This is a genomic window from Pedobacter kyungheensis (assembly GCF_000812965.1).
GTDB lineage: Bacteria > Bacteroidota > Bacteroidia > Sphingobacteriales > Sphingobacteriaceae > Pedobacter > Pedobacter kyungheensis.
The window spans coordinates 117186-135044 of the sequence record NZ_JSYN01000016.1 but is presented as its reverse complement, the minus strand read 5'-3'; the positions used below and the strand labels follow the sequence as shown (position 1 = coordinate 135044).

The window sequence follows — 17859 nt, the reverse complement described above, 5'->3', positions numbered from 1 at the left end:
TATTAATTTGGTGAGCCACCAAACAAAGTGAAGGATGGATAAAATAGAATTTAAACAAGCGTTTGGGAATATAGCTGAAAAACATGGTTTTACCAGGGCTTTTGGTGGTTGGTTTAAAGAAAGTTTAGAATGCTTAGCTGTTCTTGATCTTCAAAAGTCAAATTATGGAAATTATTTTGAGCTAAATATTAAAATATACGTTCAGGGCGCATTTGGTAATAGTTACAAAAAAACCAAAGAGCTAGTCAAGAAAGACATTGGAAATATATTTACGAGACAACCAAATGAATACAGCTATTTATTAAATCTTGATCAAAAAACTGAAGACATAAAACGAATAACTGGCATAGATCTTTTTTTCAGAGACTATTTAACTCCAAGATTAGATAAGCTTTTAACCAAAGTAGGAATAATTGAACTGGAGTCAAAAAAGCATCTATATCTTTTACCTGCAGTTAAAGAACAAATATATTTATTATTAGGCAAGTGATTAAATTAGTGTAATTGTTTGAACTGGTTAACTGCAAATAGCTAATCATTCAATAGCTTAATTGTTGGATTGCTGCATTGCAAACTGCTAGTTGTTAACCGAAAACTGTTTTATATGGTTAACTGTTTTATAGTCGAGCGTACAACGGCCGATATTCATTTATCGGCCGTTTTTTATGCAAATCTTTCGCAGCGGCTTAGCTACGCTGAATATTAATTACCAGCTGCTGGTGTAGGTAATTCCTTTTTATGCCTCGCACCTAACTTAATTACAATCCTCGCATTCTCGTAATCGTTTACAAACTTCACATTGGTGCTTTCCCAAATTTTGATTAAACGATCCAGTTTAAAAAAAGACGTTTTAAGCTCAATTAATAAGGTAGGGATAGCATCGTTATAACCTTTGCGTTCAGCAATTACTACCCTTGGGTTATCTTTATGCTTCTTAAAGTTATTAATGTGTTTCTGAAACAGTTGAAGATCCTTTTCAGAAAGCCCATATGGCTTAAGTTCTGCTGTTAGCGCCGCGATATTACTGTAAATATGCTCCAATGCGGGGATTAATTGCTGGTCTGTCAACCTTTCGAGTTTAGTGGCCGATGTTCTAAGCGCATCAAAAAGTACATTATCATCAACTTCCAAAGCGTGGATTTGCGCCAGTCCAGAATACTTAACTGCAGCGGCAATGGCCGCATTTGCTGCCTGGTATTTGGTTACCGTTGCCCCCATACTTTTTACCCCTGCCTTGTTTATCGCCAGGCCGATGCTCATAAGATCTTCCTCAATTTCGCCTACAATTTTACAGAATACAGTCTGATCGGTCCAAATCTGCCTGTTCGCATTCAATATTTGAAGCGTTACCGTAGCCATAGTTAAATAGTTTTCATCCTTTTGTGTCATTGTTTCTCATTTTTTAGATATATGTTAATAATTGGTTTATCTCATTTAATAAAGTAGTGCGAAGCCTGTAAGGGCTTTTGTTTTATGCTAAATATGTTTTGCAAAGCATCCGGCACCGATTGCGATGCTCCTGCTTCGGTTTGTTTAGCTTCCACTTTGATTTGCAGAGGTGCCAGCATCAATTGTGAGGCTACCCCTACGCTATGTTTAACTTCCACAATCGTTTGTAAACCCGCCAGAGTCAATTGCAATGCATACACAGACAATTGGTCAGTGTACAGATCGAATTGTTAGCCCGCGACTGACAATTGGTCAGCATCCGGCATACAAAACATTTAATCGGTTGGCCTTGGTTTTTACGCCCCGGCCCTGTAATTTGGGATGATAGGGATTTTCACCCTTTTTGGAAATGTGCTTTTTATTTCAAAAACACCTGCTATAGGGATTACCCAGCTAGCTTTTAAAACAAAGCCAATTGGTTAGCAGCCATGTAACTAATTTAAACATTATTCATAAAAGCCAAAAACTTTATAAAAATATTTTCTGCCTACCCCACCATCGTCCTCGTTTGTCACAAAGTGATTCCTTCGGAATAACGAGGATGCGTGAGAAATGCATTTGTAATGCATGCCATGTAACCGCAACACCTCGCCATCGTCCTCGTTTGTAACGAAGACAATCGTAACACTAGCTTAACAACAAGTGCTTAATTCGTTTACCTGATACACTTTATTTTAACAATAAAGCCAAAAGCTAACCATTCCTAAACCATTTCATAATACAGAATCCAAATCGGCTTAATACTGCAGTAACATCTTTGTGATCATAAAAAATCAGAAAACTAATCATGATGAAAAATTTACTTATTGCAGTGTTGTTACTGCTATGCAGCATTCATAATGCAGCGCTGGCGCAAACTACACAGGCATCTATTTCGGGTATTATTACCGATCAGCAAAAGAAACCTATTCCTGGTGTTTCGGTACAGATCAGAAACAACTCAACCGGTTTTACCACTAAAACCTCAACCAATGCACAAGGTGAGTATACCTTTAAAGAGTTACCATTGGGTGGTCCCTATTCGGTAAAAGCCATTTACATAGGCTTTGCAGAGCAAAACAGAACAGGCTACATGTTAAATCAAGGTGATGCCGTACGTATTGCCATTAACATGCAGGAAAGTGCCCAGATGCTTGATGGAGTAGAAGTTAATGGATCTTCATTAAAAAATAAGGTTCAGCAATTTGGAGCCTCGACAGAGATTTCGTCGAAAACCATGAATTTATTGCCGGTAAACGGGCGTAACTTTTCAAGCTTAACAGATTTATCTCCTTTGGCTGGTCCGGGTGGTATTTCTGGTCAGCTAGGTTCTTCTACCAACTTCACCATTGACGGTATGACGGCCAAAAACCCAACTTCGGCAGGTAGTACAACCAGTCGTAGTGGTGCGCCATACTCAATCTCCATTGAAAGTGTACGTGAGTTTAAAGTAGTAACCAATCAGTACGATGTAAGCTTAGGCCGTTCGGGTGGCGGTACAATCAGTGCGGTAACTAAATCTGGTACAAATGAAATTACAGGTAGTGCTTTTGCTTATAACCGGGCTGATTTCCTGGCGAGTAAGTATGACATCAGAGGCAACAGAAGAACCAATGATTTTTCAACTTATCAATATGGTTTTAGCTTAGGCGGCCCGATCATTAAAGATAAATTACATTATTTTGCAGCCTGGGATCATCAAAGAGATTCTCGCCCCTTAATTATTGCTGATATTAACTCGGATGCAGATGTTGCCCGTTTCAACATTACAAATGCCACATTAAATAATTTCTTAGCCGTTGCAAGATCAAAATATGGTGTAGCCAACACACCACAATTTGGTTCTTTCGATAAAAAGCGGGGAACTGATGCCGGTTTCTTACGTTTGGATTGGCAGATCGATGAAAAGAATTTATTAACGGTTAGGGATAACTATACCAACGATAGAAATCCGCTGGGATTGGCAGATAATACGGCTATCAACTTTTACGAAAGTTACGGTAATGATAAAAACGTTGATAATAGTTTATTGGCTACCTTACGTTCAACCATTAGCAGCAAAGTTACCAATGAATTAAAATTGCAGCATTTGTACACCTACCAGGCCAGTACGCAAAATGACGAATTAGGTTTTGCTATACCAAGAGCGGTAGTTTCTAACTTACAATCTACTACCCCGGCTGGCAATTTATTAACAGCTGTTCAAATTGGTGGTCACCGCTTCGGACAAGAAGGTTTTACCAATAACGTATTACAATTGGTAGATAATTTTTACTATAACACCGATAAAATTAAATACACGTTTGGTGTAGATATCATGTATACCCATGCAAAATCATTGTATGGCAGTGAAGTAAATGGTCGTTTTACGTTTAACAGATCGGGCACCGGAGCAACCGATGCAACCGCGCTGCAAAACTTCGAAAATTTAATACCAATCAGTTATTACAGAGAGGTTCCGTTAGTTGCTGATCCGACTGTTGTAGGGAAGTTATGGAATACGGCAATTTACGGCCAGATGCAAACCAAACTGGGTAAAGGCTTAGACTTTACAGGTGGTTTACGTTTAGATTATAGCAAGTACCCAACATCACCATTAAACCAACAATTATTTGATGCCATTGGTGTAAGAACGGATCATAAGTTAAAACAATTTTTAATTCAGCCCCGTATCCAGTTTAACTGGGATGTTAATGAAAACCATACCGATTACCTTCGCTTAGGGGCAGGTATTTTCGGATCGGACATTAACAACTACATGACCATTAACAACCTGACCTTTGATGGTAAACACTTTGCTACTGTTGACGTTACGGGAACCGGTGTACCAACCCCGGATTTTATCGGCTACAGAAACGGAACCGCTACAGCACCAACTTTACCTGCATTACAAATCCCTACCATAAACACTTATGCTGATGATGCTAAAGTACCGGTAGTGTATAAAGCCAACATATCATATAACAAATTAATAAATGATAAAATAAGGATAGGTATTACCGGTTATGCAACTTTAGCACGTAACAACTACATGTATGTTGATCGGAATATGGTTGCCAACCCTTTCTTCACCTTATCAAATGAAGGAAACAGAGGAGTTTATGTACCTGCAAACAGTATCATTACCGGTAACGGAACTACAGATTGGAAAAGAGGTCGTTTAACTAATCAGTTTGGCAGGGTATTGGAGATGAATAGCCAGGGTAAGGTAAATCAATTTGCAATTGTTGTAGATGGTACCTGGAAGTACTTTAAAGATGGAGAAATTTCGGCCAGCTTTACCTGGAATGATACTAAAGACAACACCTCTTTTAACGGAAATGTGGCCAACTCCGCTACCTTATCATTGCCTGTGATTGATGACCCGAGAAACTTAAGTAAAATGACTTATTCGAATGGCCAATTTAGAAACAAGGTAGTAATATACGGTACATTACCATCATTCTATGGTATTAAAGCTGGTATCCGTTATTCAGGTATTGGCGGCACCAGATATAGTTTACTGTCTGGTGGAAATACCAATGGCGATTTCGTGGCAACAAATGATTTGGCCTATATCTTCGACAGATCAAATACCAATGTACCAGCTGCACTTAGAACTGGTTTACAAACCTTATTGGATAATGGTGCTGCAAGCCAGAGTTTGAAAGATTATATCACTAAGTATGAAGGTACCTTTGCTGAGCGTAATGGTGGTATAAATGGTTTCTATGGTACAATTGATTTAAGATTAGCGTATCAGTTTAAATTCGGACGCGGTAAAAAACAAAGCGTTGAAATTTCTGGCGATTTGTTTAACGTAGCCAATTTGTTTAAGAAAACCTGGGGTACTTCAGAAACTTTAGGTACGCAGGCATTATATGCCGTTACAGGTTTTGATGCAGCTACTTCTAATTACAACTACCGCGTAAACAATACCGGTATCGTTATACCAACAGGTAACCCATGGCAGGCACAAATCGGCTTACGCTACGGTTTCTAAAATACATTTAGCTAAGTTTCTTAGCTTAAAGTCATAAAAAAAGGGAATGGATTTTTATCCGTTCCCTTTTTTTATGTTTGTATATAAAACAACAAAACTTTCATGGGATTATTACTCAACTACCTGAAAAGTCACAAATGGATTGTGGCCTTAGCGTTATTGCTTGCAGGTTTAAATATTGGCTTTTCTTTAATGGATCCACTCATTACCGGAAAAATTTTAGATCGCTTCATCAACAAAAAAGACTCCTTAACCTACGCCGAATACCTTTGGGGTTCGGTAGGCTTAATTGGCCTCGCTATCGGAGCGGCAATGGTATCGCGTATTGCCAAAAACTTTCAGGATTACTTTACCAGCGTTATTGTACAAAAAGTTGGTGCAAAAATGTATGCAGATGGTTTGCAGCACTCCTTAAAATTGCCTTACCAGGTTTTCGAAGATCAACGCAGTGGCGAAACCTTAGGTATTTTGCAAAAAGTACGGTTGGATTCTGAGAAGTTTATTACCGCATTTATCAGTATCCTTTTTGTAAGCCTAATCGGTATGGTATTCGTAATTGTTTATTCCTTTACCGTGAGCTACAAAGTAACCCTGGTTTATTTTTCGGCTATTCCGATTATCAGTTTTGTAAGCTGGTTCTTAAGCCGTAAAATCAAAACTATTCAGCGCGCTATTGTTGGCGAAACCACTGCTTTGGCAGGCTCTACCACCGAGTCGCTAAGAAATATCGAACTGGTTAAGAGTTTAGGTCTGGCCGATCAGGAAATTGAGCGCTTAAATAAAACCACTTACAAGATTCTGGGCCTCGAGCTTAAAAAAGTAAAGTACGTGCGCAGTATGAGCTTTGTTCAGGGTACTACCGTAAACCTGGTCCGCAGCACCATGGTACTGGTTTTATTGTTGCTTATTTTCGACAATACCATTTCTGCAGGTCAGTATTTAACCTTTTTATTTTATTCGTTCTTTCTTTTTGGTCCCTTACAAGAGTTAGGCAATGTTATTCTGGCCTGGCGCGAAGCTGAAGTTTCGTTGGGTAACTTTAAAAAGATTTTAAGTACACCGATAGATAAGAAACCTGAAAACCCAACGTCGATTCAGAAAATTAAAGATTTAACCTTTAACGAAGTTGGCTTTAAGCACCAAACTGCAAACAGAAATGCATTAGAAAACATTAGCTTCAAAACCCACAACGGACAAACCATTGCCTTTGTTGGCCCATCGGGTTCGGGCAAAACAACTTTAGTAAAACTATTGGTTGGGCTTTACCCGCCAAAAGAGGGAGAGATTTTATACAACGGCATTTCGAGCAATAAAATTGATCTGGATGCCTTGCGCGAAAAAATTGGTTTTGTAACGCAGGATACACAACTGTTTTCGGGTACCATAAGGGAAAACCTGTTATTTGTAAATCCTACGGCAACTGATGAGGAATGTTATAAGGTATTAAACCAGGCGGCCTGCCAAACCTTACTGGCACGTGCCGATAAAGGTTTGGATTCGATCATTGGCGAAGGTGGCGTAAAGGTTTCAGGCGGTGAGAAACAGCGTTTATCAATTGCCAGGGCCTTATTGCGCAGACCTGATATCCTGGTGTTTGATGAAGCTACATCTTCGCTCGATTCGATTACCGAAGAAGAAATCACCAAAACCATTCGTTCGGTTTCCGATTTAACCGATCACATTACCATTTTAATTGCGCACCGTTTATCGACTATTAAACATGCCGATCAGATTTATGTGTTAGAAAAAGGCCACATCATTGAACAAGGCAGACACGAAGAACTCATTGCGCAAAATGGTTTGTATCAGGCCATGTGGCGTCAACAAATTGGCGAACGGATTGTTGAAGTTTAGGAACAAAATTAATAAGCATGTTACTGGCACAAATAGAAAGCAATCAAATCGCTATTTTCATCATTGTGGCTGCCATACTCTGGCTGGCACTCATATTAACCGCATTGTACCACATCTCGAGAAATAGCAGCATGGATTTTTCGGTCAAGGTACTTTGGTTTATCATTATCCTGCTGGCTCCATTTCTGGGTTCAATTATTTACCTGATGTGGGGCAAGAATAAAAAATTTTAAATTGACCATGGTTCGTGTTTACACGGACCATTTTCTATCGCCATGGCTCGTGTCAGCACAAACCATTCCCAGCATTATTTTTTGAAAAGCAATTTCAGTAATGCTTCGGTCGGCTCCGGTCCCGCTGTTCCTCCTGCCGGTAATCAGCTTAAAAAAAGATTATGTTACCGGCATCCGTGCCATCGGGTTTAGGTGGGCAGTACAAACGCGTATAACGAACTAAACTTAACGCCCTGGTTCGTGTCCACACGAATCAGGGATATTGATTAAACCGGATTCGTTGTCTGCTCGTTAATATCCTGTAAACTAAGCTTCGTTAACGATCTCGTTTTTAACCAGGTAATGCCCGCTATGGCAATCGTCATACTTCCGCCAAACACAACTGCAGGAACTAAAGTTAACAGCTTCGCCGATAAACCTGATTCAAATTCGCCGATCTCATTTGATGAACCGATAAACATGCTGTTTACCGCCGATACCCGTCCGCGCATCTCATCTGGTGTAAGCAACTGCATGATGGTTTGCCTGATAATTACGCTTACACTATCAAACGAACCTTCGAGGAATAAGAAGAACAGGGTGAGGTAAAAGTTTTTAGATAAGCCATAGCAAATAATGCTCAAGCCAAAACCGGTTACCGCGATGAGCAAATTACGCCACGGTCTGCCCATGGGCGAAAAGCGCGTCATGGCCAGCATGGTAACCACAGCGCCTAACGACGCTGCCCCGCGCATCATGCCCAAGCCATAAGAGCCCAAATGGAAAACGTCTTTCGCAAACATGGGCAACAAAGCCACTGCACCGCCAAAAAACACCGAGAAAAGGTCTAAGCTCATGGCCCAAACCATCATTTTGGTTTTAAAAACAAATCGGATTCCCTCCTCTAAACTGCGCCATATTTTCTCTTTAGGCACATAGGTTGATGGATGTTTCTTAAAATTAAAGATACAGATTAAGGAAATCGAAATCAGCACCACAATAAAACCATAAGCGGCAGTAATACCCCATAAGTAGTTTACAAAACCTCCTGCAACCGGACCAATAATAGTAGCCAGCTGCCAGCTGCTGCTGTTCCAGGTGGCCGAATTAGGATACAATTCTTTAGGTACAATTTTGGCCATCAGCGAAAACGTTGCCGGACCAAAAAAGCCACGGGCAATACCAATACAAAACACCAGGCCGTACATAATCAATACAATCAGGTCTTCTTTAAGGTGAAGGTACTTACTGGTCATGATGAGCATTAAAACCGAGGCCAGCCATACACCCGTAAAAATTTTAATCAGCAATCCGCGTTTTTCACTTTTATCTGCAATGTAACCGCCATATAAGGCAATACCAATAGCAGGAATAGCTTCGCACAAGCCAACCAAGCCCAGTTTAAGCGCATCATGTGTTAAATCGTAAATGTGGTAACCAATAACTACTGCCTGCATTTGGTAGGCGAGCGTAAAAAAGAATCGCATACCCAAAAACGATCTGAATTCTTTGTACCGCAACGCGGCAAAAGGATCGGGTTTTACGATAACGGGGTTGGGGTCTGAATCTGTCACTGAAAAAAGTTTACCCTGCAAAACTACGGCTTGAAAATTTAAATCTCCTACCCGGGTTAAACTTTGTGATGCCGCAAAGTTTATTTATGAAATTAGCATGGCATAAACAACAAAGCCCGGTGAATATCAACTCACCGGGCTTTCTTTAATCAGTTATCTTAATAACCTGGGTTTTGCTCCAGCAGGTTATTTTTATTTATTTCATCGCGACTGAATGGTCTGAAATAAAGCTTATTATCCCAGCTGCGGTTTTCCTGTGCATTTTCAATAACCGGAGTATAAGTATAATCGTAAACAGTAGGATCGTAATGGTAAGGTGCCGACATGGTTTTGCCAGCCTTAAATTTACCGGTTACCTTGATGTAGGTTACTTTACGGCCCAATGTTTCGCTTGCAATTAACCATCTTCTGGTATCGTGATACCGCTGTTCTTCGTAAGCCATTTCAATACGGCGCTCGTGACGATACACCTCCCTCAAACCAGCCTGGTCAGTAGCAGTTACTGCAGGCATACCAGCCCTGAAACGGATTTTATTTAACCAGTTTGTAGCATTCGTTAATTCGCCCAACTCGATACTGGCTTCGATATAGTTAAATACAGCTTCGGTATATCTAAAAAATGGCCATGGAATAGTCTGAGGTGCAGAGGCGTCAACAATATTTGGATCCGGATCAATAAATTTATGGTAATAATAACCTGTCCAGCTACCGTTCCAGTTTTCGATAGAACTACCTCTTGTATCCAGTCCTTTGAAATCTGTTACACTTCCGCTGCTTAGTAAATCATATATACCGGTTTGAATCTGGCTCGCCGGATCTACATTACCCGATGCTTTATCGCGTGGTTTCCAGCCTGCCCCATCGTATAAAATAGTCGCGTAAAAACGTGGATCTCTGTTTTGATAAGGATTGGCTTTCTGAACTGGGTTGGTCCAGCTAAATTTGCTTCCATCATTCATTTCATAATCATCAACCAATAAACCTATTGGCGTGTTACCCGCCCAGTTATGATAACCGTTTGGTCCGTTTTGCTGCGCGTGCCTGTTGTTGCTTTGTGTAATAAAATAACGGGCAAAAATTAACTCAGAGGCAGCAGTTGCATCAATACCGGGAGCTTTACTTCCTCCCCCCATAGCAATACTTTTAAAGTTTACCTGACCCTCTGCCGTTGTTGCCGGAGCTGATAATGTGAGTTTATAACCTGTACCTGCATCTAATACAGCTTTAGCAGCTGTTTGCGCCAACCTGTAACGATCTGCCTGATTACCCGAAGCGTAGGATAGAAAATCTAATTTCTGCGCCGCTATTCCGGTAATTTTTGCGGTAAGTTTAGCACGATCATGCAAATCACTTGCGGCATAAATCAACACCCTCGATTTTAATGCCAGGGCCGCAAGCGCACTGGTGCGTCCTTTATCCAGCGTCTTACCGGCAAGCAATCTGTTGGCCTCGTCGCAATCTTTAATAATGAAGTTAACACACTCTTCATAAGTATTGCGTTTAATATTAAAGTTATCGGTTAATGTATAGGTTTTAGTGATAAGGGCTACAGCACCATAATAGCGCACTAATTGCTGGTAAAAATAAGCACGCAAAAAATAGGCTTCTCCAAGTAACTGGTCTTTCAAGGCCTGACTGCTCAATCCGTTATCTCCTCCAACAATTCTTTCAATCGTGGTATTACATGCCCTGATGCGATTGTACATCTGTTTGTAGGCCCAGGTATCGTCAACCCAACCTAATGTAGAAGGGTTAATGGTTGCATTATTAACCAGATCGATACCACGTGTAGGGTGTGTAAACATAGCCTCATCAGAAACAGAAGCCAGCATTTGCTCTGAAAAACCACCGTTACCTAATCCGTTATAAATATCGTTCACAAAGGCCTGGGCTAATGCAGGATCTTTCCATACCAGATCGGCAGATATTTTATCAGGCGGATTAACATCCATAAAATCTTTCTTACATGCCGCTGCAAAAAAGGTGACTAAAACCAACAGGTATAGTTTTTTATTTTGAATTATTGCTTTTATATTTTTCATCTCTTTTTTCGTTGTTATTGATAAACAGCTATACATTTATTTAAAAGGCGGCTTTAATACCCATGTTAATTACACGGGCCTGTGGATAGTACTGACCACTTGAGTTGGTCGATTCAGGATCCCAAACCTTGATTTTATCCAGCGTGAACAGGTTTAAGCCATTGGCATATACCCGTACTGAATTTAGACCGATTTTTTCTACCAGCGTATTTGGTAATGTATAGCCCAATTCAACATTTTTAAGTCTGATGTAGTTGTTACTGCGTAACCAATAGGTATTATTTAATGCATTGTTGCTATCGGTATAATAGGTAGCGCCGCGGTTTGATAAGCGCGGATTTACCGAACTTGGGTTATCAATGCTCCAGCGGTTTAAATACGACCATTCCAGGAAGTTACCAATATCACCTGATTCTGTTAGTCCTACAATCTGCATACCGCCCGTAGCACCTTGAATAAGCACTGATAAATCGAATCCTTTATATTGAAGGTTTAAATTTACACCTCCCGTAAAAGTTGGGGTACCATTTTTATCCAAACGGATTTTATCATCTGCATTAATTTTACCATCACCATTAATATCCTTAAATTTCATATCGCCAGGACGCAGGTTATTGGTTAAGGCACTATAATTTAAGGTATTTGCGTTAATTTCTGCCTGATCTTTAAAAACACCATCATAATCGTATACCAACCAAGAATTGGTTACCCTACCGGTAGAACGTTGCCATTCAGGTGCTCCAGGAGTTTCATCCCAGAATATGATTTTGTTCTTGGCATAACCACCATTAACACTTACACCAAAATTTAAATCGCCAACCCTGTCATTATAACTTAATTTAAACTCGAAACCCTTATTGTTTACTTTGCCCAGGTTAACAGGCGGCAAACGGTCGGTTATACCAGTGCTTTCCGGAACCGAGCTACCTCTGCTAATCAGGATATTGGTACGTTTATTATAGAAATAATCGAATTCTAACGATAACCTGTTATTCAAGAATGACGCATCTAAACCAACGTTAGTATTATTGGCTACTTCCCATCCAAAATCCAAATTAGGCACCTTACCTTCTGTGATGGATTTAGTAACGAGATCATTGAAGATATAGCTTCCGAAATTCATCAAACTGAGATATTGATATTCTTGTAAGGCATCGCCAAAATAGGCTTCAGCTCCCATCTGACCGTATGACGCCCTGATTTTCAAGTTATTGATAAAGCTGACATTGTTTTTAAAGAAATCTTCTTCTGATAAGCGCCAGCCCAATGATACACCTGGAAAGAACCCAAAACGCCTGTTCGTAGGAAAAATATAGGAGCCATCTACCCGCCACAGAAATTCGGCAAGGTATTTTTCTTTATAGTTATAGCCAGCCCTTCCGAAATAACTTAAACGTGCCCTGTTATATAAATTATTGGGGTCTCCAGGATTGTTACCCAGCGATTGCTCCTTTTCATCCCCTGCCAGTAACTCTTCAATTGCTGATGACAGGAAATATCTTCTAAAAGCCGTGAAGCCATCGTTCGCTACTTTTTCGCGGGTTACCCCAGCCATTAAACCAATATTATGATCGCCAATTTTTTTATCGTAGTTGATCATTCCGGTTAAGTTTACCGCCAACTGTCCGCCAGCTGTTTCCCTTAGTCTTGGGTCGGTATATTGCGATCGTATTGTACCGGTTAATACTGGAGTTACTCCATCAGCCTCAAAGGTTTTCTTATCCCAGTCATAAAGCGTCCATGGTAGCTGCCAGTTTTTTTGTCTGCCCGAATATTTATCTATGGCTGCTGTTCCGGTAACTTTTAATCCATCCACACCTGGTATTTTAATTTCAACCTTACCCGTAGTTTGAAAATAATCCCTTATATCTTTATTATAGCCAGTTAAATCAGTAGTAGAAACAACCGGATTATAACCATACTCAATATCCCTTCCGGGTAAACCATTAGGCCATATGGCTATTTCAGTAGGTCGGCCGCGCATTAAAAACCTAAAAATATCCCCCGCACCAACAGTTGGGAAATTACGATCCTCTTCGCGGGCGTTTACCCCTAATGTAGTGGTGATGTATTTACTTAATTTAGCTTCGAGATTAAAACGCAAATCGTACTGTTTATAGCCGGTAGCTGAGTTTTTGTAATATCCATCCTGATCAAGGTAACCAAGTGAGGCCAGATATTTTACATTTTCGCTTCCTCCGTTAATCTGAACGTTATGCTTTTGTTGTGGCGACCAGGTTTGAAAAACGGTCTTAAACCAATCAGTATTCGGATATCTTAATGGGTCTGAGCCATCGCCTAATTTTCTGATTTCATCAGGTTTATAAGCGGCATTAATTACCTTTCCCGTTGTTGAAGTATAGGTTCCATTTGTTTTAAAACTGTTCCAGGCTGCCGACCACTCATTAGGGCTCAGGTCTGATCCAAAAATATTCAGTTCATTTAATATTTCGGCATATTCGGTCGAGTTCGACATTTTGGGTATCCGTGTTGGCTGCTGTAAACCATAGCTAAAATCGTAAGAGAATTGAGGTTTACCCGATTTACCTAATTTGGTGGTGATGAGGATAACCCCATTTGCCGCCTGCGAACCGTAAATGGCAGCAGAAGCATCTTTTAAAACCGACACACTTTCAATATCGTTCGGGTTTAGGCGCTCCATACCTCCGGCACGGTTTGGAATCCCATCGATTACGATTAGGGCATTATTGTTCCCTAATGAATTGATACCGCGAATTCGAATAGTAGAACCATCATATCCGGGCTCGCCACTACTCTGTAATGCAGTTACCCCTGGCAAACGACCAGCCAAAGAGTTAGTTAAGTTTACAGAAGAAGATTTGGCCAATTCGGTACCTTTAACAGCAGCTACTGCACCCGACACAACGGCTTTCTTTTGTGTTCCATATCCTACAACAACCACTTCTGAAAGGTTCTGGTTATTTTCTACCAGACGTACTTTAATGCTGGTTTGGTTTTTTACTGCAACTTCCTGATCTACATAGCCCACATAAGTAAAAACCAGCGTACCATCTTCAGGTACTTTGATGCTGAATTTACCCGAACCATCGGTTACAGTACTTGCCGTTCCTCCCTTTAATTTAACACTTACACCGGGTATTGGACCTTTGGCGTCTGTAACCTCACCTTTTACAACAATATCCTGAAAGGGAAGTTTGTAAAGATAGAGTGGTTCTTTCTTGCGCACAAAGGCACTGGCAGGTGGAGAAAAAACAAGACAACTACCGCACACAAGAAACATGCTGCTTCTGGCAAAAGTCTTCAATAGATTTTTTTTCATAGTTTTCAATTTATTTTGGTTAGATACTGATTGTAATACTATTTAATACATAGAAGTAATGATTAGACGTCTAAAAATGAATGATTAAAATATACTCAACTGAAACAACTGCTTACACAAGAATTACCTTCAGAGATTCCACCTCAGCTGTCCGGATTGATCAATATTTTTTACCCCCCTTATTAACTGCTTTAAATTAACAATATAGCCATATTATGAAGTTAAAAACTACTGCGACTCTTCAGTCCTTGAACTGGACTTGTCAGTATGACAGTTTATATTTGGTTAACTGCAAGATAAAAACTATTATGATTTTAATGCCGGGGTAAATTAATAATTATAAGGGGTGTATTCGTAAAAAAAACGGATAAAACTACGCAAAGTAGATTAAAAAATACAAAGCCAAGAGTTCTTGTATAATATACACTAAGTCCTTTTTTTTCGAATGCCCGGGCAGCAGTATTTTCTTTAAAAATGCATGGATAATCAGCTTGCAGAAAAATCAGCTGATTTTATCGAAAGAAATTCCCCTTTCGAGTTTTTGTAGATGTGCTTTTAGCATAGCGTGTTCTGGTTTGGACAGCTGCGGATCATCTTCGAATAAAGCAATCACGGTATTCCTCGCTTCAGCTAAAATAACCTGATCTTTAGCTAAATCGGCGAGCTTCAGATCTAAAACCCCACTTTGCTGGGTGCCGGTAATATCGCCTGGGCCACGAAGCTGCAAATCAATCTCTGAAATTTCGAAGCCGTTATTGGTGCGCACCATGGTTTCTAAACGAACTTTTCCTTCTTTGCTTAGCTTATTGCCACTCATTAAAATACAGAAAGACTGTTCAGCACCCCGCCCAACCCTGCCCCGCAGCTGATGGAGTTGCGAAAGGCCAAACCGCTCTGAATTTTCGATCACCATTACCGAAGCGTTGGGTACATTTACCCCAACCTCAATTACAGTAGTGGCGACCATAATCTGGCTTTTACCGGCTATAAACTGCTCCATCTCAAACTGTTTATCTGCATTGGCCATTTGACCATGCACAATACTGATCTGATAGTCTGGCCTTGGAAAATGATAGCTCAATTGCTCTATTCCTGCCTCCAGATGCAAAAGATCTAGTTTTTCACTTTCCTTAATCAGCGGATAAACAATATAAACCTGCCGGCCTTTGGCAATCTCCTGCTTCATAAAACCAAACATCCTTAAACGCTGGCCTTCAAACAGGTGCCTGGTTTCGATAGGCTTTCTTCCGGCAGGTAATTCATCAATGATAGAAACATCCAGATCGCCATAGAGTGTCATGGCCAGGGTTCGTGGAATTGGCGTTGCTGTCATCACCAGAATATGCGGAGGGATAATATTTTTTCGCCAGAGTTTAGCACGTTGCTCTACTCCGAAACGGTGTTGCTCATCAATAACCACTAGGCCCAGGTTTTTGAACTGAACTTTGTCTTCTATCAGGGCATGCGTACCAATTAATATATCGATTTCGCCACTTTCCAATTGTTCATGCAAAATGGTACGTTCTTTCTTTTTGGTATTTCCGGTTAAGATAGCAACCTTCACCAGTTCATCTGTAACTAAATCTGTAATGGATGCATAATGCTGCCGGGCTAAAATCTCTGTAGGAGCCATCATACAAGCCTGGTAGCCATTATCATTGGCCAGCAGCATACTCATGAGCGCCACAGCGGTTTTACCACTACCTACATCGCCTTGCACAAGCCTGTTCATCTGCACACCGCGCTGGGTATCAATCCTGATTTCTTTAACCACGCGCTTCTGTGCATTGGTAAGCTCGAAAGGCAAAAACTCCTTGTAAAAACGATTCACTTTGTCGCCAACCTTATCAAAAGTTGCACCTTTGAACTTCAACTGGCGCAGCTGCTTGTTGTGCAAAAGCTGAAGCTGAATAAAGAATAACTCTTCAAATTTCAACCGCCTTTCGGCAGCACTTAAATCTTTTTGATTTTTGGGAAAATGAATATTCAGCAATGCCATTTTTTTATCAGGCAGCTGGTATTTATCGATGATATAGGCTGGCAAATTTTCTGTCACCTGTTGAATTACCTGATCGAGCAGGCCAGCAATTAAGCGCTGAATACCTTTTGAATCGAGATTGAATTTTTTTAGCTTTTCGGTGGAGTTGTAAACAGGCTGCAAAGTTAAATTTCCCCTTCCAACAGGTCTATTCTGGTACAATTCCATTTCCGGATGAGAAATGCTAAAAGTGCCATTAAAAAAAGTTGGCTTACCAAAAGCCACATAGGCAGTACCCACCTTAATGTTATCGTCAACCCATTTTAAACTTTGAAACCATACCAGTTCCATAATTCCCGTTTCGTCTTTAAAAACAGCAACAATCCGCTTTGCCCTTTTATCGCCGATTACTTTTTTGCCAATAACGCGCCCTATAATCTGAATATACTGCGAATCGATATTGATCTGGTTGATCTTAAAATACTGGGTACGATCGATATAACGAAAGGGATAATGAGCCAGCATATCCTGAAAAGTAAAAAGACCAAGATCTTTTTTCAAAACATCGGCACGACTAGGCCCTACGCCCTTTATAAATTCAACAGGTGTATCTAAGATCGAATTCAACGAATATGTGTGTTTCTGATAAACTACGTTTTTAGCAATTGCGCATTAAAAATAATGATCGATGGCAGTAAAAGCAAATAAACAAAAACTGGTAGCGATTAACCTTCCTAGTTTTAAGGATTATAATCTGCAACAATTAGAGATAGAAAATGATATTAGATTCGCTACTTTTCTATCATGCTTTGGATAGACATGACATTGTTCCGCATTTAAGGAACAATGTCAGCAATAAAAATGATTTTCCAGAGGCCGGAATTATCCTACAATGGCAATCACAGAAATTTCTACATTTACGTTTTTAGGCAATACAGAAACCTGAACGGTTTCGCGTGCAGGAAAATTAGCACTAAAATATTGACCATAAATTTCGTTCACCTGTGCAAAAGTTCCCATGTCACTTAAAAATATAGTCGATTTTACAACATTATCGAAAGTTAGTCCGGCCTCAAGCAGTACCGCTTTAAGGTTACGCATTACCTGATGTGTTTCTTCTTCGATATTGCCAATATTTAACTCTCCGTTTTCAGGATTAATTGCTACCTGACCAGACACGAATAAAAAATTTCCGGCTTGTACAGCCTGGCTATATGGTCCAATTGGAGCTGGAGCATTAGTGGTTTTAATAATTTGTTTCATATTAATTTTAAGATTACCTGGCAAGCCATTGAATCAGCTTGTAAATGATGCCTGCGAGAAAAATAGATATGGCCAATGCATTGATGAAATGCATAATCCTGATATTGATATTAGTTGGCCTGTTGGGATCCTTTTTTCGAAAGAAGTACATAATACAAACTTAGCGAAAAAGCTTAACAGGCGAAACTAAAAGGCATAAAAAAAGTCCCGATTTGCATCGGGACT

12 protein-coding genes are annotated in these 17859 nt (G+C 40.1%); 4 read left to right on the top strand and 8 right to left on the bottom strand.

The window, feature by feature from the left end; genetic code table 11:
- Positions 1 to 34: 34 nt before the first annotated feature.
- Entirely contained in the window at positions 35 to 490 is a 456-nt protein-coding gene (locus OC25_RS27935) for a DUF4304 domain-containing protein (protein WP_052266222.1), read from the top strand.
- A 212-nt stretch (positions 491 to 702) separates the two neighbouring features.
- On the opposite strand, the gene OC25_RS14405 is transcribed toward OC25_RS27935, so the two are convergent.
- Both OC25_RS14405 and OC25_RS14400 read right to left on the bottom strand, forming a co-directional pair.
- On the bottom strand, positions 703 to 1389 hold the full coding sequence (locus OC25_RS14405) for a hypothetical protein (protein ID WP_039477242.1): 687 nt from the start codon (positions 1387 to 1389) through the stop codon (positions 703 to 705).
- A gap of 41 nt (positions 1390 to 1430) precedes the next feature.
- Positions 1431 to 1607, bottom strand: coding sequence for a hypothetical protein (locus OC25_RS14400; protein WP_156131481.1), 177 nt, complete (start codon positions 1605 to 1607; stop codon positions 1431 to 1433).
- A 629-nt stretch (positions 1608 to 2236) separates the two neighbouring features.
- Between OC25_RS14400 and OC25_RS14395 the strand changes: the two genes are divergently transcribed.
- From OC25_RS14395 to OC25_RS14385, 3 genes are all read left to right on the top strand, one after another.
- Positions 2237 to 5410 carry a TonB-dependent receptor gene (locus OC25_RS14395; protein WP_245222016.1) on the top strand — a complete coding sequence of 1058 codons (3174 nt, stop codon included), beginning with the start codon at positions 2237 to 2239 and terminating at the stop codon, positions 5408 to 5410.
- A 102-nt stretch (positions 5411 to 5512) separates the two neighbouring features.
- A complete protein-coding gene (locus tag OC25_RS14390) occupies positions 5513 to 7264 on the top strand; it encodes an ABC transporter ATP-binding protein (RefSeq protein WP_039477235.1) in 1752 nt (583 codons plus the stop codon).
- Positions 7265 to 7281: 17 nt separating this feature from the next.
- Positions 7282 to 7497, top strand: a complete 216-nt coding sequence (locus OC25_RS14385) for a PLDc N-terminal domain-containing protein (protein WP_039477234.1) — start codon at positions 7282 to 7284, stop codon at positions 7495 to 7497.
- Between the two features lie 266 nt (positions 7498 to 7763).
- Here the strand turns inward: OC25_RS14385 and OC25_RS14380 are convergent, their stop codons facing one another.
- The 6 genes from OC25_RS14380 to OC25_RS28485 form a co-directional block, all read right to left on the bottom strand.
- A complete protein-coding gene (locus tag OC25_RS14380; protein WP_039477280.1) occupies positions 7764 to 9050 on the bottom strand; it encodes an MFS transporter in 1287 nt (428 codons plus the stop codon).
- Positions 9051 to 9208: 158 nt separating this feature from the next.
- Complete coding sequence (locus OC25_RS14375; protein WP_156131480.1) at positions 9209 to 11092, bottom strand: RagB/SusD family nutrient uptake outer membrane protein; 1884 nt, start codon at positions 11090 to 11092, stop codon at positions 9209 to 9211.
- Positions 11093 to 11132: 40 nt separating this feature from the next.
- Entirely contained in the window at positions 11133 to 14393 is a 3261-nt protein-coding gene (locus OC25_RS14370) for a SusC/RagA family TonB-linked outer membrane protein (RefSeq protein ID WP_082018607.1), read from the bottom strand.
- 502 nt (positions 14394 to 14895) lie between these two features.
- The gene (recG, locus tag OC25_RS14365) at positions 14896 to 16998 is read right to left on the bottom strand and encodes an ATP-dependent DNA helicase RecG (RefSeq protein WP_039477232.1); all 2103 of its coding nucleotides are present in this window, start codon (positions 16996 to 16998) and stop codon (positions 14896 to 14898) included.
- 255 nt (positions 16999 to 17253) lie between these two features.
- Positions 17254 to 17634: a RidA family protein gene (locus tag OC25_RS14360; protein WP_039477230.1), complete on the bottom strand. Its 381-nt coding sequence runs from the start codon at positions 17632 to 17634 to the stop codon at positions 17254 to 17256.
- Between the two features lie 13 nt (positions 17635 to 17647).
- A complete protein-coding gene (locus OC25_RS28485) occupies positions 17648 to 17785 on the bottom strand; it encodes a DUF6728 family protein (RefSeq protein WP_341844541.1) in 138 nt (45 codons plus the stop codon).
- Between the last annotated feature and the right edge of the window lie 74 nt (positions 17786 to 17859).